The organism is Spongiivirga sp. MCCC 1A20706 (genome assembly GCF_046524175.1).
Lineage (GTDB): Bacteria > Bacteroidota > Bacteroidia > Flavobacteriales > Flavobacteriaceae > Spongiivirga.
Window position 1 is genome coordinate 239,648 of record NZ_JBEFZF010000005.1, and the last position, 18,998, is coordinate 258,645.

Sequence of the window (18,998 nt, forward strand, 5' to 3'; positions counted from 1 at the left end):
CAATGCGAGGCACTAAAAAAATAGATTGGCTAAATCACTTTCTCGAATTTATTGTGGTTGTAATAGGTATTTTACTTGCATTTCAGCTTAATAAATGTAGTGAAAACAAACAAGAGCAGAAGTTAGTAAACAATCACATAAAAGATCTTGTTGATGAAACTTCATTCAACATAAAAATGCTTTCAGGATCAATAAAAAATTCTAAAGATATTATTTCTCTTATAGATTCTACTTTATACTATATTGACAGCACAACATTTGATTTATCGCATGCGCATACAAAAACAATGAAGCTTTTACGAACAGACTTTATTTATTTAAAAAAGAACGCTTATAATAACCTGGTAGAGACAGGAGATGTGCGTTTCATTGAAAATCAAACGTTACAAAAAGATATTATTGCGCTTTATGAATACTATTCTTGGCTAGAAAGCATCGATCGAATGACTAATGAAGAATATCTAAATAACTACATGCCCTATGCAACAAAGAACTTTGATATGGTAAACTATACTCCTCAGGATCGAACCGTATATACCAATAAGGTTTTTAAAAACTATCTTTCAGTTTATAAATATTCTATGAAATATAGATTATCGAAACAAGAACAATTTCTTGGATACATGAATGAATTCCTAAAATCCTACAGCATCTCTGATCAATGATTATTTACAACGTTACCATAAATATTGAAGAAAGCGTTCATAACGAATGGATGGATTGGATGAAAAATGAACATATCCCGGATATGTTAGCTACCGGTAAATTCAGCAGCGCTAAAATGTGCAAAGTACTGGTCGAAGAAGAAATGGGAGGCATCACCTACTCAGTTCAATACACAACACAAAACAAGAAAATACTGCAGGCATATTACGATGAAGATGCACCAAGGCTAAGGGAAGAAGGAATGAAACGTTTTGCTGGAAAATTTGTAGCATTTAGAACAGAATTAGAAATTATAAGTGAGCATAAATGAATAGATGGACATCACTTTTAAAGCCATATTGAGTTATCGTATTAAAATTGCTGGGGTTATTTTACTAACGGCCGTCGGCTTTTTTTTCATTAACTTAGGTATTGCTTCATTAAATTTTATATTTCAACCTCAAATCATCATTTTATTAAACATTATTGCAACTGTTTCAGGAGTAATAACTGTTTTTTATTTGTTCAACAAAAAAATTCCTACCATTCAACTTAGCGAAAAAAGTATTTCTATAAATAACGTACACCGAAATTTCGGTGAAATCAAGAGTTTTTCACCCTCAAAAGGAGGTAGCGAACCTTTTTTAATACTTAACAACGGGAAAAGAATAGATCTAGAACTATCTTGGTTTTCCAAAGAAGACAAAACTATTATTGCAGAATACTTGGATGCCATAATCAACAATAAAAAATAGTACTATAGTACATTGAAAAAAAATAATATTACAAATATCAACGATAAGGTCAGGGCAAAAAAACACTTAGGTCAGCATTTTCTAAAAGATGAAAATATCGCTAAAAAAATAGCTGATACCTTAACCCTAAATGGCTATGAAAATGTATTAGAAATTGGCCCTGGAATGGGGGTACTCACCAAATATCTTCTTCACAAAAACTTGTATTTGGTAGCAATGGACTTAGATAGCGATTCTATAGTCTATTTAAACCATACCTTTCCTTTGCAGCATCCAAAACTTATAAAAGGCACCGATAATTTTAAGGTCATAGAAGCTGATTTTCTCAAGCAAAATTTACAAGAATTGTTTGGTGAAGAGCAATTTGCCATCACTGGTAACTTCCCCTATAATATCTCTTCACAAATTGTGTTTAAAATGCTGGAAAACAGGCATCAGATTCTAGAGTTTACAGGCATGTTTCAAAAGGAAGTTGCCAGACGTATATGTGAAAAGGAAGGGAGTAAAACGTATGGCATTCTCTCTGTTTTAGTACAAGCATTTTATAATGCTGAATACTTATTTACGGTGCATCCGCAGGTGTTCGATCCTCCTCCAAAAGTGCAATCAGGTGTATTACGACTTACAAGAAAAACCGCCTTTTACCTTCCCTGCGATGAAAAGCTTTTTTTTAGGGTCGTAAAAGCCGCATTTCAACAACGTAGAAAAACGCTACGTAACAGTTTAAAAACACTTAATCTACCTGATAATTTAAGAGAAGACACTATATTTGGACTTCGACCAGAACAGCTTTCTGTGGAAGACTTTATTTCTCTAGCTGTTCGCATCGATGAAGCGTTAAATTAGTCTACTTGTCAGAAGAAGAAAAAGAATACATCCAGTTTAAAATTACCGACGCGTTATTAGAACAGGTAAACACCGTTGTTGAAGCAAACAACGACAAGGAAGCTTTTGCCTTTTTTAACGAGTACCATCATGCTGATATTGCTGAAATTCTTGACAATCTCTCATTAGAACAATCAACTTACATCATTAAACTTCTAGACAGCGAAAAAACATCTGATGTATTAATGGAGTTGGATGAGGATGATCGAGAACGCATCTTAAAGAATCTATCCGCCAAAGAAATTGCCGAAGAGGTTGAAGAACTTGATACCGATGATGCGGCCGATATGATCGCAGAGCTTCCTGAAGAACGCCAGGAAAATGTAATCGCTCAAATAGAAGATGAAGAACATGCCGCTGAAATTAAGGAGTTACTAACCTATGACGAGGATACCGCGGGCGGCCTTATGGCCAAAGAGCTTATTAAAGTAAATGAGAATTGGACCGTCACAAAATGCGTAAAAGAAATGCGTGAGCAAGCTGCAGAAGTTACGCGCGTACATTCTATTTATGTGGTTGATGATGAAAACATTTTAAAGGGCCGCTTATCATTAAAGGATCTTTTGATGGCACCTACTCGCGGTAAGATTAAAGATGTCTACATACCAAAGGTTGATTATGTATATGTTGATGAAGATGATGAAGAAGTAGCAAAGATTATGCAAAAATATGACCTCGAAGCTATACCCGTAGTAGATGCTGAAAAACAACTTTTAGGTCGCATTACTATTGATGATATTGTAGATGTTATTAAAGAAGAAGCTGAAAAAGACTATCAATTAGCTGCTGGTATTACCCAAGAAGTAGAAGCCGATGATAGTATTTTTCAACTGACCAAAGCTCGATTGCCTTGGTTGGTTTTAGGGCTGTTTGGAGGTCTTGGTAGCGTGTTTATTATGGGCGGCTATGAAGAAGCCCTTTCTAAGTATAAAGAATTGTTCTTTTTCACCCCACTTATTGCCGCGATGGCAGGAAATGTAGGAGTACAGTCAAGTGCAATTATCGTTCAAGGTCTTGCAAACAATGTAGTAAAAGGTAGTTTGTTAAGTAGGCTATTAAAAGAGGTTGGTCTAAGTTTAATTAATGGTGTTGCTTTAGGAGGGCTTGTTATTGTTTTCGGGTTCATTATGCAATATCCATCTGCCTTTACCTTTACTATTGCCATTTCAATGTTATGCGTTATCATTATTGCAGCATTGATTGGTACTTTTGTTCCTATTATCCTGGACAAAAGAGGTATTGATCCCGCAATTGCTACCGGACCGTTTATTACCACCAGTAATGATATTTTTGGCATTTTCTTGTTCTTTTACATCGCCAAATTAATATTAGGGTTTTAACTTAGGTAATTACGCTCTTCTTCCCGTTACCCATTGCCTATTGCCTTTAGACTGACCAAAAATCCGTAATTTTAAGTCAACTCATTATTTTAAAAATGAAATCAATCAATATTCAAAAAAAGCACGCCGAATTTTCCACACAATGGCACCCTCATCAAATAGCAACGGTAGATGATATGCAAGTACTTCTCGCAAAAATTCAAGGCGAATTTGTTTGGCATGCTCATGAGCATGAAGACGAATTATTTCAAGTAGTAAAAGGCACTTTATACATGCAATTTCGCGATCGTACAGAGATTGTTAATGAAGGAGAATTGATTGTGGTTCCGAAAGGAGTAGAACATAACCCTAAAACAGCCGAGGGTGAAGAAGTACATTTGTTATTATTTGAAAAACAATCAACTGCCCATACAGGAGACGTGCAGCATGAAATGACCAAAACATCCTATCCCAAGATATAAGGTTATGGTTAGCGACAGAAGGGACTTCATCAAAAAAACCAGCCTGGCCTTAGCCGCAAGCGCAGTTCCTTTTAGCAATATATATGCTCTAAAGTCAAAAGAAACCCTAGGTGTGGCTTTGGTAGGTCTTGGCTATTATAGTACCGATGTGCTTGCACCTGCCCTTAGATTGACAAAACACTGCAAATTGGCTGGTATTGTTACCGGAAGTCCTCATAAAATACCCAAGTGGCAAAAGCAATATGGTATTAAAGACAAAAATGTCTACAACTACCAAAATATGCATCAAATAGCCAATAATCCTGAAATTGATGTTATTTACATAGTACTGCCAACGGGCTTACATGCCGAATACGCAATTAAAGCAGCTAATACAGGAAAACATGTTTGGTGCGAAAAACCAATGGCTAGAACTGCACAAGAATGCCAAGCCATTATCGATGCCTGCACTAAAAACAAAGTAAAACTGTCTATTGGTTACCGAATGCAGCATGAACCAAATACTCAAAAAATCATGCACTGGGCCAAAATAAAACCTTTTGGTGATATCACTTCAGTAAATGCGAAAGCTGGTTATTACGACCCCCGAACCAATCATTGGAAATTAAAAAAAGAAATGGGTGGTGGCGCGTTATACGATATGGGTGTTTACCCGATTAATGCACTTCGATACAGTACAGGTGAAGAACCCACTAAGGTTTTACACGCAAAGCATAGCACTAAACGCCCTAAACTGTTTACGCAGGTTGATGAGACTACCTATTTTAAATTGCAGTTTCCATCTGGCGCAGTGGGTCGAGGTGAAACTAGTTTTGGTAAGTCGATGAATCAATTGATTGTTGATACCAAAAATGGCTGGTATAAATTAAGCCCATTTCAATCTTATAGTGGTGTACAAGGAATTACCTCTACCGGCGAAAAATTACTCCCTTTCAACGGAAACCAACAAGCTACTCAAATGGATAATGACTCTCTTTCTATTCTAAATAATACCGATGTTCTGGTTCCCGGTGAAGAAGGTCTTAAAGATATTATTTTGGTAGAAGCCATTTATGAAGCCGCCCGAACGGGAAAAGAGGTGAAGCTCTAAATACTCCAAATTAGCTTTAATTGTAAAAGTGTAACCCGGCAAAGTTAACGGTCGTCTTACCTGAAAAGTATACTTTTTCAATTATGGCGAATACTCTTCAGTTTATAACAATAGCTCTTTTTCTTTGTATTAGTACTTTGAAAATTCAAGCTCAGGAAAATTATCCCTTCGTAGTTAAAAAAATTGACACTTACTTAAATGAAGGTGTTGCAAACGGGTTTAATGGAGCAGTGCTTATCGAAAGAAATGGAAAGGTAATTTTAAATAAAGGCTATGGCAGGGCCAATAAAGCCAAAAATATTTCAAATTCGCCAAACACCATATTCGATATAGGATCGAATACAAAACAATTTACTGGTGCTGCAATATTGAAACTTGCCCAGCAGAATAAATTAAAACTCACGGATTCTTTACATAATTTCTTTGATAATCTGCCAGTTGACAAGAAAAATATCACGATTCACCAACTGCTAACCCACACAAGTGGATTTCAAGAATCTTTAGATAGTGATTTTAAACTGATTTCAACCAACGATTTTTTTAACAATGTTTTCAATAGTAAGTTATTTCAACAACCTGGGGCTAAATTCAATTATTCAAACATAGGATATAGCATCTTAGCTAGAATTATTGAACTCACTTCGACAATGGATTATGAAAATTTCTTACAACAGTTTTTATTTAAACCTTCAGGAATGACCCAAACAGGTTATCTGTTGCCAAAATGGAATATTCAGAATCTTGCTAACGGTTACAATAGAAATATTCTGGATCAAGGATCAACGATAGATCGATATATTGAAGATGGACAGGTGAGTTGGAATTTGAAGGGCAATGGAGGAATTAATTCGACTTCAAATGATCTTCTTTTATGGAAGAAAGCAATAAATTCTAACAAAATACTTCCAAAAAACCTCTTACAAAAATGGATTCAACCATACACTCGTGAAATCAACCACTACTATGGTTATGGCTGGGGTATTTATAACACTAATGACAAAGTAATTTACCACAATGGTGGAAACGGAGCTTTCACCCATACCATCATTTGGAATATGACACAGGATTATTTTATTATTTACGCAAGTAATTCAAGTAGCCCGAAAATAGAAAACGTTGCTTACGAAATAGAAAAGACCGTTAAAAATGGATCTTATCTACCCAAAGAAATTAAAAAAAACCCATACCTTTTTGTAATGAGTTTTATAGAGAAACATAAAACTAACGATTCGGATAAACTACTGAGGTTAATAAAAGGGGAATATCGGGCTGATTTTAAAAGTTCTGAAGTACTGAACAGATTGGGATATATGACAATGAGATCTGAAAAAAATTCACATTGGTCCATTGAATTATTCAAGCTAAATGCCCTACTATTCGAAAATGATGCAAATGTTTGGGATTCTCTTGGAGACGGCTATATAGCTAAAGGAAATAAGGAAGAAGCTATTAAAAGCTTTGAAAAAGCCATAGAGCTGGGTAGCGATGAGACGTTAAAAAAACTAAGGAATAACGATTAACAATCAACCAGAATACATGACAATACTTACTGCGGATTTTCTATAAAATAAGACTGCAATGAAGGGCACTACAAGAAAGCAGTTAGGCCTTATCTGAAAATCTTTTTATAAAACAATAGATTCAAACAACACATTCGTAGATTTGGAAAAGTAATGCCGCCTAAATCACCTCAACTTTGTACTGTAATCAAAAAGCAATATAATTATGAGTACAAAAACAGCAATTATAACAGGAGGAAGCAGGGGATTAGGACGTGATATGGCAATTAACCTTGCAAAAAATGGAATTAATGTCATCTTTTCTTTTCACAGCAATCAAGAAAAAGCAAACGAAGTAATTTCGGAGATCGAATCTCTTGGACAAAAGGCAAAAGCATTTCCTTTTGATGCCAATAACTTTAAAAGCGGACAGGAGTTCATTAAACAGGTAACTGAGCATTTGGAAAAAGAAAATGGGACCAAAAACTTTGATTTTCTTATTAATAATGCAGGAACAGGCACTTTTAACTTAGTCGCAGATACTACCGAGGTTCAATTTGATGAAATGATGAATGTGCACCTAAAAAGTGTTTACTTTTTCACTCAAGCTGCACTTCCTTATCTAAAAGAAGGTGGCCGGATTATTAATATTTCAAGCGGACTAGCTCGGTTTAGTTTACCCGGAATGTCAGCCTATGCCGTAATGAAGGGAGCTATTGAAGTTTTTACACGTTATTTAGCAAAAGAATTGGGTCCGCGAAAAATCACTGCCAACGTAGTTGCACCCGGAGCCATTGCCACCGATTTTGCCGGCGGAAGTAACCGAGACGAGGAAAAAGGAAAAATGATTTCAAACATAACCGCACTTGGGCGTGTAGGCGAAGCCGAAGATGTAGGTGGTGTAGTCGCTTTTTTATGTTCAGAAAAAGCCGGTTGGGTCAACGGTCAACGTATTGAAGTTTCAGGCGGGATGCTTGTTTAATTAAAGTAATAATGAGCCCTGCCCTTGTGTAGGGCTCGATCTATTTTTGTAATTTGAAACTGCTATGAAACATTTCAAAAAAATAAGTGACTATCATAAATTTGCAAGCCTCTCTGCTCCCGAGCACCCGCTAATAAGTCTGGTGCCATATAATCAGGTAAACTACCCAAAAGATATTGGTGGTGTTAAATGGCGACAAGATTACTACACCATTGGTCTTAAACGCAATGTAGCTTATAAGTTTTTTTATGGGCAGCAAGAATACGATTTTGATGACGGACTAATGACTTTCATTGCGCCAAATCAGGTAATGAGTTTAGGAGACAATCCTAATATAAATAAAAAGCCATCAGGCTGGTTATTACTTATTCATCCAGATTTTTTGTGGAATACTGACTTAGCAAAAACCATAAAGCGATATGAATATTTCGGCTATTCTATCAACGAAGCCCTCTTTATGTCTCAAAAGGAGGAAGGAATGATGGTCGATATTCTTAAAAATATTCAGCGTGAGTATCAATCGAATATCGATAAGTTTAGCCAAAACATTATTATATCTCAACTTACTTTATTATTGAATTATGCTGAACGCTTTTATGAGCGTCAATTTATTACAAGACAGATATCAAATCATCAGGTATTAAATGAGTTAGAAAAAGTACTAGTAGATTATTTTAAAGATGAAAATATCATTGATAAAGGATTGCCCACGGTACAATGGGTAGCAAACCATCTTAATCTTTCTCCTAATTATTTAAGCAGTTTACTTAAATCGCTAACCGGTCAAAGTACCCAACAACACATTCATAACAAATTAATTGATAAAGCTAAGGAGCAGTTGTCAACTACGCCTCTTTCTGTTGGAGAAATTGCCTATAGCTTAGGTTTCGAACAGCCGGCTTCATTCAGTAAGTTTTTTAAAAAGAAAACCGAAATGTCTCCCATTGCCTTTAGAAAGGCTTTTAATTGAATGCGCAGTTCGCATTTCATGATTCAAAAGTCAGGGTTAAACTGTAACAAATTTTGCTCATTGAGCACTAATCGTGTGTAATACCATACGTTATGACTATAGAAAAAGCCATTGAAACTTTTGACAACTTAAAAAACAATACTTCCAGAAAAGTGGAGATTAAGATATTTCGAGACTTTCAGACTATTCTATCAAATTTATTAGAACGCAATTTAACGAATAAGCAACTTGAAAAAGTGGAGTCACAATTAGAAAAAATAGACTTCTCTCCTCACAAAAAGAGTACAGCCAGACATTTTTCAATACAGCTAAGCAATTTTAAAACCTTTCTAAAGTCGGAGTTATCTTTAATCACGAAAGGATATTATGTAGGCATTGGTTTAGCAATTGGCATGTCCCTAGGGATGAGTATAGGTATTGGTTTTATGTCACTTATTGGCATTTCGCTAAGTATGATCGGTGGTATGATCGTCGGTATGATAATAGGTATGGCTATTGGTCAAACGATGGATAAAAAAGCTGAGGATGAGAATCGGGTTTTAGATATCCAGTCTTACTAAAAACATCCTATATTTGTAATAATCCTTCGCGCATTCTTTCCCCAGTAGGATACAAACACTGTTTTATTTGTTAAACAAGTGTCTATATCATTTATAAAAATGATATAGATAAGTATTTATACTATGTATCTAAACTGTCATACCTATTACAGCCTTCGTTTTGGCACTTTCTCAGAAATTGAGCTGCTGGCACTCGCCCAAAAAAATGATATAAAAAAATTAGTATTAACCGATATTAATAATACTTCTGCCTATTTAAATTTTGTCCGTAAAGCTTCTGATTATAATGTGCAACCTGTACTTGGTATCGACTTTAGAAATGGTGCGAAACAGCAATTTGTGGGTATTGCAAAAAACAATAACGGTTTTCAGCAATTAAATGCTTTTTTATCACAACATCTACATGAAAAAATGCCGTTTTCAGATAACGCTCCTGAGCTTGAAGACACTTATTTCATCTACCCATTTTCTCAATTACAGTTTATTGAAAAAACCGATTTTAAACCAAACGAATTTATTGGCATTAGCACTAACGATTTAAAACGATTGCCTTTTTCGGTTTTATCAAAACAGACTGAAAAACTGGTTATCATGCAATCGGTTAGCTTTCGAAACAAGCGTGACCACAACGCACACCGATTACTACGAGCAATTGATAATAATTGCCTATTGAGTATGCTTCCTCATGAGGAACAGGCAAGTCTTGATGAAAAAATGATTCCTATAAACGAACTAAAAGCTCATTTTTCTGAATGGCCTTCAGCTATAAAAAACACGCAACAATTACTTGATGAATGCCATGTCAATTTTGACTTTTCAAAAAACAGAACTCCGCAAAACCTTAAAGTGTACGGAAATAGTATTGAAGAAGATGAAAAACTGCTCGATCAATTGTGTGAGGAAGGCTTACCAAAACGCTACGAAAATCCGGACAAGGATATCAAGGCTAGGTTGAAAAAGGAATTAGATCTCATTAAAAAAATGGGGTTTGTATCCTATTTCCTAATCAATTGGGATATTATTAATTATGCAAAAAGACAAGGATATTACTACATAGGTCGTGGTAGTGGAGCTAATAGTATTGTTGCCTATTTATTGGGTATCACTGATGTTGATCCCATGGAATTAGATCTCTATTTTGAACGATTTATTAATACACATAGAGCAAACCCACCTGATTTTGATATTGACTTTTCTTGGCACGATCGTCAAGATGTTACTCGGTATATTTTTGAGCGTTTTGACCATGTAGCACTATTAGGCACCTATGTTACTTTTAAGTATCGCGGAGTGGTGCGCGAACTTGGCAAAGTATTCGGATTGCCAAAATCGGAAATTGATATGCTATCACAAGGAAATTATCAATACCAGCAACTTGACGAAATGTCAAAATTGGTACTTAAATACGGTAGCCTTATTCAAGGCATGCCAAATTATGTAAGTATTCATGCCGGGGGTATTTTAATCAGTGATAAACCCCTCTCCTATTTTTCTGCAACCAACTTACCTCCAAAAGGTTTTCCTACCGTACAATTTGATATGATTATTGCTGAGGATGTAGGTTTATTTAAGTTTGATATCCTAGGGCAACGTGGACTTGCGAAAATTAAAGAAGCGCTAAAAATAATTGCCTACAATCAACCCGAAAAATCCGATTTTGATATTCATGATATCAAACGTTTTAAGAAAGATAAAAAGATTAACAACCTCATCAAAACCGCTCAATGCATGGCTTGCTTTTACGTAGAGTCACCTGCTATGCGAATGCTTTTGGCAAAGCTAGAAGTCGATAATTATCTGGGATTAGTTGCTGCAAGCTCGATTATCCGGCCTGGTGTTGCAAAAAGCGGAATGATGCGTGAATACATTTTACGACACCGACAGCCCGGACGTACTGAGCAATATGCACATCCAAAAATGTTAGAGATTATGCCTGACACTTATGGCATTATGGTGTATCAAGAAGATGTGATAAAGGTAGCTCACTATTTTGCAGGTTTAGATCTTGGTGAAGCCGATGTTTTGAGACGTGGTATGAGTGGTAAGTTTCGTTCTAGAGAAGAGTTTAAACGAGTAGAAGAAAAGTTCATGAGCAATTGCCATGAAATAGGGTATGCCCAAAAGCTTATTGATGAAATATGGCATCAAATATCAAGTTTCGCCGGCTATGCTTTTGCAAAAGGACACTCAGCATCCTACGCAGTTGAAAGCTATCAAACCCTATTCCTAAAAGCTTATTTCCCCTTAGAGTATTTGGTTGCCACTTTAAACAATGGTGGCGGATTTTATCGTCCTGAAATGTACATTCATGAAGCTAGAATGTTGGGAGCTACAATCGAACCGCCTTGTATTAACAATAGTTTTAATGAAAATAGTATTACTAAAACTACTATCTACCTCGGTTTTGGTTATTTAAAAGAACTTGAAAAACGCGTTATTGAACGTATTCTAATCGACAGATCTAATAGTGGTCATTATAAGAGCCTTGAAGATTTTATTGATCGAGTAACCATCAGTATTGAACAACTGAGTATTTTAATACGTGTTAACGCATTTCGATTTACCAATACTGATAAGTATGAATTGCTTTGGGAAGCTCATTTAAAAATAGCGCCTACTAAAAACATCATCGATCATCCTAAATTGTTCCCTTCACATTATAAAAACTATGAAATTCCCTCATTAACAACCACCGATCTTGAAGCGGCTTTTGATCAAATTGAATTATTAGAGTTCCCCCTTTGTAGTCCATTTCTCTTACTGAAGGAGAAACTCGCTAATGAGAACGGAGCAAAGGATCTATCTAAATTCCTAAATAAATTTATTGATATTTATGGCTACCTAGTTACTGTGAAAAACACTAACACACATACTGGAAAACAAATGCATTTTGCCACATTTATTGATCAGCAAGGTCAAGTTTTCGATACGGTTTTATTTCCCCCTGTGGCAAGAAAACATCGATTTACAGGCAAAGGAGTATATCGTTGTTACGGTAAAGTCGTAAGCGAATTTGGCTTTTTAAGTATTGAAGTCATTAAAATGCGAAAGGAAGCAATGATACAAGATCCTCGTTATGCTGATGAGAAACAAGAAATGACGCCTTAAATCAAGTCACTAATAAACATGAACAGGACCTCTATGTACTTTACCATCTACCTCTAACGAGTATAAAAAAGTGTTATTACTAACATCAAATTCGTTTAAATCGACCCGTCCAATCAGCTTTCCCTTCTTAGGAATCCCGGTAAACAGTGTTTTTACAACATTACCATAATAGTCTAGTAAGTTTAAGGTTGCCTTTGTTTTTTCTGAAAGCTCACAGGATACAATCACTTCATTGCGTCTAGTATTACTTATCATTTGCAACGGAACCTTTTTATCATCTACACTAATCTCTGTAAGAATATGCGAACTATACAGAACAAATTCATCTAGATGCTGCTGGTTATATATTTTGATGTGGGCAACCTTATTCTCATTATCATAATAGTAGGTAGTAACTTTGCTATTCTCAAGAGCTTTTATGCTATTCGCACTAGGTATCTTACTGCCAAAAGAACGAATTCCCACCACATTTTTATGAATGTAAGGCACTTTCAATAGTATCCATGTATTAGGCGCGCCCTCCCATTCAAAACTTAAATCATAAATCGGGTTTTCTGACAATTCATATTCTAGGTCATACACATTATTCGCAGCGAGCATTACCTCCTTTTTATTATTGAGGTTTTTTAAATGAATGGCACGATCATTAAAATTATTTAAAAGTGTAATTTTTTTAAACACCCCATTGTGTTCATGGACAGGGTCTTGCAGTCCAAAACCAGTAGCAATAGTAAGTGTGCCAAAAAGATTCTTGTTAGATTTCAACATCCTATTTGAATCATCATGAAGTACACTGTTCGCTGTTTTAAAAATGGATGCTTCCGGAAACATAATATAACCAGAAGATGATTGTTTCATAGTGTTAGAATGTATTCCATGCCCCATTTGATGATGGCTATGATCATTTTCAACAGAAGGTCCCCCTTCCAAATCCAAACTCAACGATCCATCCTTATCATTTATAAAGCTTGCGCTGTTTATAGCTTGAAATGAGATTGGTTTTGTGTTTTTAAAACTAATTTTCTCAAAGTAATTATCAGCTTCAATCTTTCCTTCAAACTGAATTCCAACACCGTAGTTAATAATATTCAGTTTTGAAACTTTAGGAGCCGATTTTGAAATTGAATCCGTTATAAATAATCCAATAGATGAAGTATTAGCAATGCTATTCGTAGACAACCTACTATTTTGTATATACGCTGACCCGGGAATCATTCCAATCTCATTATTTATAAATTCACAATCCGCAAACACGACATTTTTAGTTTGGTTGACTAACCCAACTTTAAAGTTAGTCACACTATTATCTTCAACTTTCCAAATTCCGGCATGTTCAAAATCTTCAATATGCAATCCTGCTGATTCATGATTATTACTCACATTCTCCAGACGATTTTCTTTAATTACAAATAACTTGTCGGAGGCAGTCCAATTATACCCTTCGTATCCTTTTTGTTTTGTAAATACAATCCCATCCGTACTTCCAGAAACCTTAATATCATTATTAATTATTGATTGATATGGATTATACATTATCAACGCATTTTGCCCACTACTGTTTTCAATATAGTTTGATGAAATGATGTTACCCTGACCAATTCCAGAGGTAGAGCAACGTATCGAAGTCCCATTCTGAGATATAAATATATTCTTGCTAATTGTTGCAGTAGTTTTATCCAAATGAAGATCATCATCCATAGAATTTATAAAAACACAATTCTGTATGTAACTTTCATGATCGGTTTGGCCAAACCATTTTAGGGCTGGATCCCCACTTTTTACTCCTAATCCGTTAAATTGTACGCAGGAAATTTCCACTTTTCTAGCATTTTCAATAGTAACAGCTCCTAAACTATTCGATGCATTGGTAATTGTGATATGCCGATTCCTAATAGCTTTTTTACCTTCAGATGAAGAAGTAATATCTGATGAATTACCATAAAATAGTAAACTTCCTTTGTTTTTTATATGAAGTCCTACACCTTTCTTTTTCTCAGCAACAAACTGAATATTCAATTTAGACTGATACGGATTTTGTTTTGTGCCAACTTGAAAAGTTCCTCCATCAATAATTAGATTACCTACTTGTAAAATGATATCTCTTTTGTCATTTACAATAACAACACCTTGAATAATAAAATCCTTTGCCTTAAAACTGTCATTTATTAGTAGCGTATCCCCTTTTTCAATAAGCAGTCTATCATACTTTTTCTGAGCGATACTATTTGTAGACCACAAGAAAAAAAATAACAGGCAGTATACAATCTTGTCTTTTGTTAGAATGATCATTATGACCGCTATTTCTTCATTACCTTAAACGGAATAGAAACTTCAGAAAGGCTCACGTTAAGAATGTACATTCCTGACTGTACAGGTATTCCATCAAGTGATATCCGATAATCTCCTGATTCTTGCTCTTCATTTAAAATGTCCTTAACCTTTCTGCCAAGAATGTCATACAAACCAATGGAAACCGTTTTATCTTGCAATAACGTATAAGTAAGTGCAGATTCATTAGTAAGCGGATTTGGGGTGACCGACATATTTAGGAAAAAGCGGTCAGCACTATCTGCATCAATCCCATAATTAGCTCCTGTTTTTTCGCCTATTGGTATTAAGTTAACCCAATCCTTACCTTCTTCATCAGTGATCATCTTGACATATAGTGCACCTCTATCTACATCAAAATAGTATGAGGTTTGCTGTTGTGATCTTAACTCTTCTACGCTATTTACTTCCTGAATTAATTGCTCTTCTCGATCTTCTACGCGAATATTGGTATACGGAAAAGGGTGTTTAAATATAGACCATTCAGCTTCTTTTCTAAGCGCACTAAAGAGTTCAAGGCTTTGTCCTCTATCGTCAAAATCCCATTGTCCTATAATAGTATACTGTTGTTGTCCAAAAAATTTGAAAAAGCGTTGGTGTGCACGTTGCATTTTAGGAATACGATGTCGGTCAAAATCTCGAATTAATGAAACTTCCTGTTCAAGATCAAAACCTACACCATTCATTTTCAATTCCATGGCATACTGAGCATCTACAATATAGGCTTGCCAGTCATCCCTATACTCAAATGCATCTTTATAGAAAGATGAATTAGGATGCGCAATCAGTACAGGTTTATTATATCCTGTAAGACTACCATCTTTATCTAATAGAAAGGAAGAATTTTCATTTTTGCCCTTACTACCTCTAGTGCTCATCCAAACTGGCAATGTATTTCCCTTTATGGCTATACCTTGAAAGAAATTTTCGCCAAAATGCCCTGTATTTCCAACCACTGCCGCCGCCACTTTATCAGCTTCAATATCTTTATTAATATCAATGAAGGTGACGTTAGTAAACTTAGGTTGTTTAAATCCACCTTGTGCAATGCTATAAAACCCAGCGCGTTTGTCACCATGACGCAAATTGCGATTAGGCCCACCTATATCGTTGGCTGATTTTCCTACAACCACCGAGTTTTGAACGAATGACTGTGAACTCAGTAGTCCAATTGCATTATCAGCAACCATGAAATTATCTAAGGTTAAATTGGTGATTTCTGTCCAGACACCACTCATCGCATTTTTATAGCTAGTAAAGTTTTTGAAAGTCCACATTAAATCGCCGTTGTTAAACTTAGTCATAAATAGACCATGACCATGACCCACTTGTCCATATAACGCAACGTTTGAAACCCCTTCATTCCCTAAGTTTCCGGGTACTGAACACGAATGTGCCAAATTATCTTGAAATACAACCTCACGTGGCAGTAGATCGAAATCTTTGAAGTCTCTACTACGGCCACGAGTATCAAAGAAAAAACCGGTACCTCTTTCAGATCCCGCTACATGATTTCCAATTATATTGTTGTGTACATTACGCATCCAAAAACCAGCAACACGTTGTTCCCCCTGGCTACTACCACCCCCACCATCCCGGGGAAAAGCAAACAAGCCTTCATCTGGTCTTCGTACTAACATGGCAAGATTTCCTTTGAAGGTGTTATTGATTTCGTTACCATCTTCAGCGGGCACAAAAACATGGTTTTGAATATTATAAGCAGCAACATTTTCAACCAAAACATTATCAGTTTGATGCACTACCACTCCCCGCTGCATGCTATGATGAATACTTGAGTTTTTAATATAATCTCCTTGTCTATCGCCTGCTAAATGCCAATGAAGATTATATCTTGCTTCGATACCTGGCTGTCCCATTCTGGTAAACTCGACACCCTCAATATTAATGGGGCCTGATTGACTCATTATCATCGTATGTCCACCAAATTTTAGTTCATTAGAGTCGGATGCTCCTTGAATTTTGATGTTTCTCGTTAGCAACGCTACCTCAGCACGTTCGTCAAGCTGTTTCCCTTCATATTGCTGCATTTCGCCAAAATGACGATACTTGAGGGCAGGCGTAAATGAAATAGTTCTATTGGTAATCGAAGTAATGGTAAGCTCTTCTGCCTCGTAGGGTTCATAACCACTAGCTGCAATCGCTATTTTGTCTCCTGGCTCCCAGCCTACTGGATCGTTGTTTAATACAAACTGAGTCGCACCAGGGCCAACCGTTCCTTCAATTTGCCCCCAACTAAGTTTTGACCTACTTGCACCATGCAACTGTAATGATCCGCCTGCCATTGTAACTAAAAAGCGACCACCCATTCCGTCCATATCTTCTTTAGGACCTGTTAAGGTTATTGTTGCATTACTATTGAAAGGATTAAGTTCTGTACCAACTTGTAATAGACCATGTACCATGATCCATTTAGCAGTTAGAGATACATCAGCATCAATAAATAGTAAGCTTCCATTTATTTGAAGACTTCCCAAATCAGGTGTCTCTACATCTAGTATGATAACTTTCCCCTCAGGAATCAGAACATTTTCGCCAGCTTTTGGAATATTCCCCGATGACCAGCTTGTAGGGTTTGACCAGAATTGTTGTGCAATAGTAAAGGAAGAAGTGATTAGAAATAAAAACAGGAAATACCTGCCAAGACTGTGGTTTTTGGTGATTATCATAGTAGTGATTTGGTTAATACTGACAATGTGCTGTGCCAGTTAACATCTTGATGTTAATAACGTTATAACAACATTTCACTACATTTTATTGTATTGAGTTATGAACATATTTTTCTAAATACAAATAAGAAATTAATTGTTAATTAGCTAAACAAAAAAGGGTAATAATCCCATAACATATAGGTGAAATATTGGTGTAAGTGTTCATTATCTTTATACCACCAACCAAACTACATTTATTATGCAAAAGGGTTACATTGATTTACATTGCCACCCAGCCCTCAAACCTTTTGGTAAAAGTTTTAGAAGAGAAGTCCCTGGACAAAATACCACCGACATATCAAAAACACATTCAGTCTGGCATCAGACAGTCATGTCGAGACTGAAACGCATGACCAATCGTATTTTTACACTCACCAAATTCACTCAAACCGATTTTAGCTCTGTTTACGAGTCTGGCTCAAGAGCCATCATCGTTTCCCTTTATCCACTTGAAAAACCATTTGTAGACAATGCTATTGGCAAGGGTTTTTTCTCGAGATTGCTGACCAATTTAGCCATGGGGGTCTCCCAAAAACGTATTAAGCATGTGCAACGTTTAACCGACTATTTTCCAGATTTACAAGCGGAATATGAGTATTATAAACAACTAGATAATCAATGGATACATTACAAAGGAGCACAACTAAAATATCAGCTGATAACCAATTTTAATCAAATTAAACAAAGCCAGGCAAACACTATCTCTGTATTGTTTTCTGTTGAAGGAGGCCATGCACTTGGTACAGGAATTAAAAATGGCGATACCAATGACAAAACTGATACCATATTAAAGCGGGTAGACTGGCTTAAAAAATTACCTCATAAACAATTATTTATCACCATGGCGCATCATTTTTACAATGAATTATGCGGTCATGCCAAAAGTCTGGGCGGTATGCCAAAGATAATTACAGATCAGTCAGAAGGAATGAATAGTGGATTCACTAAAATGGGTGAGGCAGTAATGCGAAGATTGCTAGATAAGGATGAAGGACACCGTATTCTTATCGATATCAAACATATGAGTATTGCTTCTAGAAAAAGATTTTATACTATTCTATCTGCAATCAACTCAATCAACAATGAGAATATTCCAATAGTAGTTAGTCATGGTGCTGCTAATGGATTACATTCTTTTGATAACCCGATACCGTCATTTCGTGAGCGTGCAAAATTCTTCATGCAAAAAGACATCAATTTTTATGATGATGAGTTGATTATGATTGCAAAGAGTCAAGGGCTATTTGGAATCCAATTAGATGAACGTCGCGTTACTAATAAAAAGGGGTTGAGAAAATCAAAACATTGGTTTAATAAAGCAAAACGCAAACAGCGAAAAGCTTTTTTAGTCTGGCGACAAATAGAACATATTGCGGATGTTTTAGATAGTGAAGGTTTGCGTTGTTGGAACATTCAAGCAATTGGCTCTGATTTTGATGGCATTGTCGACCCAATTAATGAATATTGGACCGCCAATGACATTAATGAATTAAAAAATCAGCTGCTTCCTCATGCGGCTCATTATTTGCAGGGCAAAACATTTAATAACCCAGAAAACGACCTTTCTGCCGAAGAAATAATTGATAAAGCGTTTACACAAAACGCTATGCTGTTTTTAGAAAAAAACTTCTAAGTGTCACACCATA

The 18,998-nt window shown here is 35.8% G+C and carries 15 protein-coding genes; 13 read left to right on the forward strand and 2 right to left on the reverse strand.

From position 1 onward, the window contains the following. Nucleotides 1-2: 2 nt before the first annotated feature. The 12 genes from ABN763_RS13645 to ABN763_RS13700 all read left to right on the forward strand — a co-directional run bounded on the left by ABN763_RS13645 (nt 3) and on the right by ABN763_RS13700 (nt 12,295). Nucleotides 3-665, forward strand: coding sequence for a hypothetical protein (locus tag ABN763_RS13645; protein ID WP_410486040.1), 663 nt, complete (start codon nt 3-5; stop codon nt 663-665). After that, nucleotides 662-976 carry a DUF4286 family protein gene (locus tag ABN763_RS13650; RefSeq protein WP_410486041.1) on the forward strand — a complete coding sequence of 105 codons (315 nt, stop codon included), beginning with the start codon at nt 662-664 and terminating at the stop codon, nt 974-976. Before ABN763_RS13645 ends, ABN763_RS13650 begins: the two co-directional genes overlap by 4 nt. A gap of 4 nt (nt 977-980) precedes the next feature. Further along, a complete protein-coding gene (locus ABN763_RS13655; protein WP_410486042.1) occupies nt 981-1,400 on the forward strand; it encodes a hypothetical protein in 420 nt (139 codons plus the stop codon). Nucleotides 1,401-1,412: 12 nt separating this feature from the next. Beyond that, nucleotides 1,413-2,246: a 16S rRNA (adenine(1518)-N(6)/adenine(1519)-N(6))-dimethyltransferase RsmA gene (rsmA, locus tag ABN763_RS13660; protein WP_410486043.1), complete on the forward strand. Its 834-nt coding sequence runs from the start codon at nt 1,413-1,415 to the stop codon at nt 2,244-2,246. A 29-nt stretch (nt 2,247-2,275) separates the two neighbouring features. Continuing rightward, nucleotides 2,276-3,625 (forward strand): magnesium transporter, encoded by a 1,350-nt coding sequence (gene mgtE / locus ABN763_RS13665; protein WP_410486144.1) that lies wholly within the window; start codon nt 2,276-2,278, stop codon nt 3,623-3,625. 95 nt (nt 3,626-3,720) lie between these two features. Further along, the gene (locus ABN763_RS13670; protein WP_410486044.1) at nt 3,721-4,086 is read left to right on the forward strand and encodes a cupin domain-containing protein; all 366 of its coding nucleotides are present in this window, start codon (nt 3,721-3,723) and stop codon (nt 4,084-4,086) included. A gap of 4 nt (nt 4,087-4,090) precedes the next feature. Next, nucleotides 4,091-5,176 (forward strand): Gfo/Idh/MocA family protein, encoded by a 1,086-nt coding sequence (locus ABN763_RS13675; RefSeq protein ID WP_410486045.1) that lies wholly within the window; start codon nt 4,091-4,093, stop codon nt 5,174-5,176. Between the two features lie 83 nt (nt 5,177-5,259). After that, entirely contained in the window at nt 5,260-6,696 is a 1,437-nt protein-coding gene (locus tag ABN763_RS13680; RefSeq protein WP_410486046.1) for a serine hydrolase, read from the forward strand. A gap of 205 nt (nt 6,697-6,901) precedes the next feature. Continuing rightward, nucleotides 6,902-7,657, forward strand: coding sequence for an SDR family NAD(P)-dependent oxidoreductase (locus ABN763_RS13685; protein WP_410486047.1), 756 nt, complete (start codon nt 6,902-6,904; stop codon nt 7,655-7,657). 64 nt (nt 7,658-7,721) lie between these two features. Continuing rightward, complete coding sequence (locus tag ABN763_RS13690; protein WP_410486048.1) at nt 7,722-8,627, forward strand: helix-turn-helix domain-containing protein; 906 nt, start codon at nt 7,722-7,724, stop codon at nt 8,625-8,627. A gap of 92 nt (nt 8,628-8,719) precedes the next feature. Beyond that, complete coding sequence (locus ABN763_RS13695) at nt 8,720-9,187, forward strand: hypothetical protein (RefSeq protein WP_410486049.1); 468 nt, start codon at nt 8,720-8,722, stop codon at nt 9,185-9,187. A 123-nt stretch (nt 9,188-9,310) separates the two neighbouring features. Further along, nucleotides 9,311-12,295: a DNA polymerase III subunit alpha gene (locus ABN763_RS13700; protein WP_410486050.1), complete on the forward strand. Its 2,985-nt coding sequence runs from the start codon at nt 9,311-9,313 to the stop codon at nt 12,293-12,295. A 9-nt stretch (nt 12,296-12,304) separates the two neighbouring features. Here the strand turns inward: ABN763_RS13700 and ABN763_RS13705 are convergent, their stop codons facing one another. Both ABN763_RS13705 and ABN763_RS13710 read right to left on the reverse strand, forming a co-directional pair. Next, complete coding sequence (locus tag ABN763_RS13705) at nt 12,305-14,584, reverse strand: G8 domain-containing protein (protein WP_410486051.1); 2,280 nt, start codon at nt 14,582-14,584, stop codon at nt 12,305-12,307. 8 nt (nt 14,585-14,592) lie between these two features. Next, a complete protein-coding gene (locus tag ABN763_RS13710; RefSeq protein WP_410486052.1) occupies nt 14,593-17,310 on the reverse strand; it encodes a G8 domain-containing protein in 2,718 nt (905 codons plus the stop codon). Nucleotides 17,311-17,551: 241 nt separating this feature from the next. Between ABN763_RS13710 and ABN763_RS13715 the strand changes: the two genes are divergently transcribed. Next, the gene (locus ABN763_RS13715; protein ID WP_410486053.1) at nt 17,552-18,985 is read left to right on the forward strand and encodes a membrane dipeptidase; all 1,434 of its coding nucleotides are present in this window, start codon (nt 17,552-17,554) and stop codon (nt 18,983-18,985) included. Nucleotides 18,986-18,998 lie beyond the last annotated feature (13 nt).

Bases quoted from the DNA above. Each gene is read 5' to 3' on its own strand.
- ABN763_RS13650 (WP_410486041.1), top strand. From the start codon at position 662: ATGATTATTTACAACGTTACCATAAATATTGAAGAAAGCGTTCATAAC.
- ABN763_RS13645 (WP_410486040.1), top strand. From the start codon at position 3: ATGCGAGGCACTAAAAAAATAGATTGGCTAAATCACTTTCTCGAATTT.
- ABN763_RS13695 (WP_410486049.1), top strand. From the start codon at position 8,720: ATGACTATAGAAAAAGCCATTGAAACTTTTGACAACTTAAAAAACAAT.
- ABN763_RS13705 (WP_410486051.1), bottom strand. From the start codon at position 14,584: ATGATCATTCTAACAAAAGACAAGATTGTATACTGCCTGTTATTTTTT.
- ABN763_RS13655 (WP_410486042.1), top strand. From the start codon at position 981: ATGGACATCACTTTTAAAGCCATATTGAGTTATCGTATTAAAATTGCT.
- ABN763_RS13710 (WP_410486052.1), bottom strand. From the start codon at position 17,310: ATGATAATCACCAAAAACCACAGTCTTGGCAGGTATTTCCTGTTTTTA.
- ABN763_RS13680 (WP_410486046.1), top strand. From the start codon at position 5,260: ATGGCGAATACTCTTCAGTTTATAACAATAGCTCTTTTTCTTTGTATT.
- ABN763_RS13700 (WP_410486050.1), top strand. From the start codon at position 9,311: ATGTATCTAAACTGTCATACCTATTACAGCCTTCGTTTTGGCACTTTC.
- ABN763_RS13715 (WP_410486053.1), top strand. From the start codon at position 17,552: ATGCAAAAGGGTTACATTGATTTACATTGCCACCCAGCCCTCAAACCT.
- ABN763_RS13675 (WP_410486045.1), top strand. From the start codon at position 4,091: ATGGTTAGCGACAGAAGGGACTTCATCAAAAAAACCAGCCTGGCCTTA.
- ABN763_RS13670 (WP_410486044.1), top strand. From the start codon at position 3,721: ATGAAATCAATCAATATTCAAAAAAAGCACGCCGAATTTTCCACACAA.
- ABN763_RS13685 (WP_410486047.1), top strand. From the start codon at position 6,902: ATGAGTACAAAAACAGCAATTATAACAGGAGGAAGCAGGGGATTAGGA.
- ABN763_RS13690 (WP_410486048.1), top strand. From the start codon at position 7,722: ATGAAACATTTCAAAAAAATAAGTGACTATCATAAATTTGCAAGCCTC.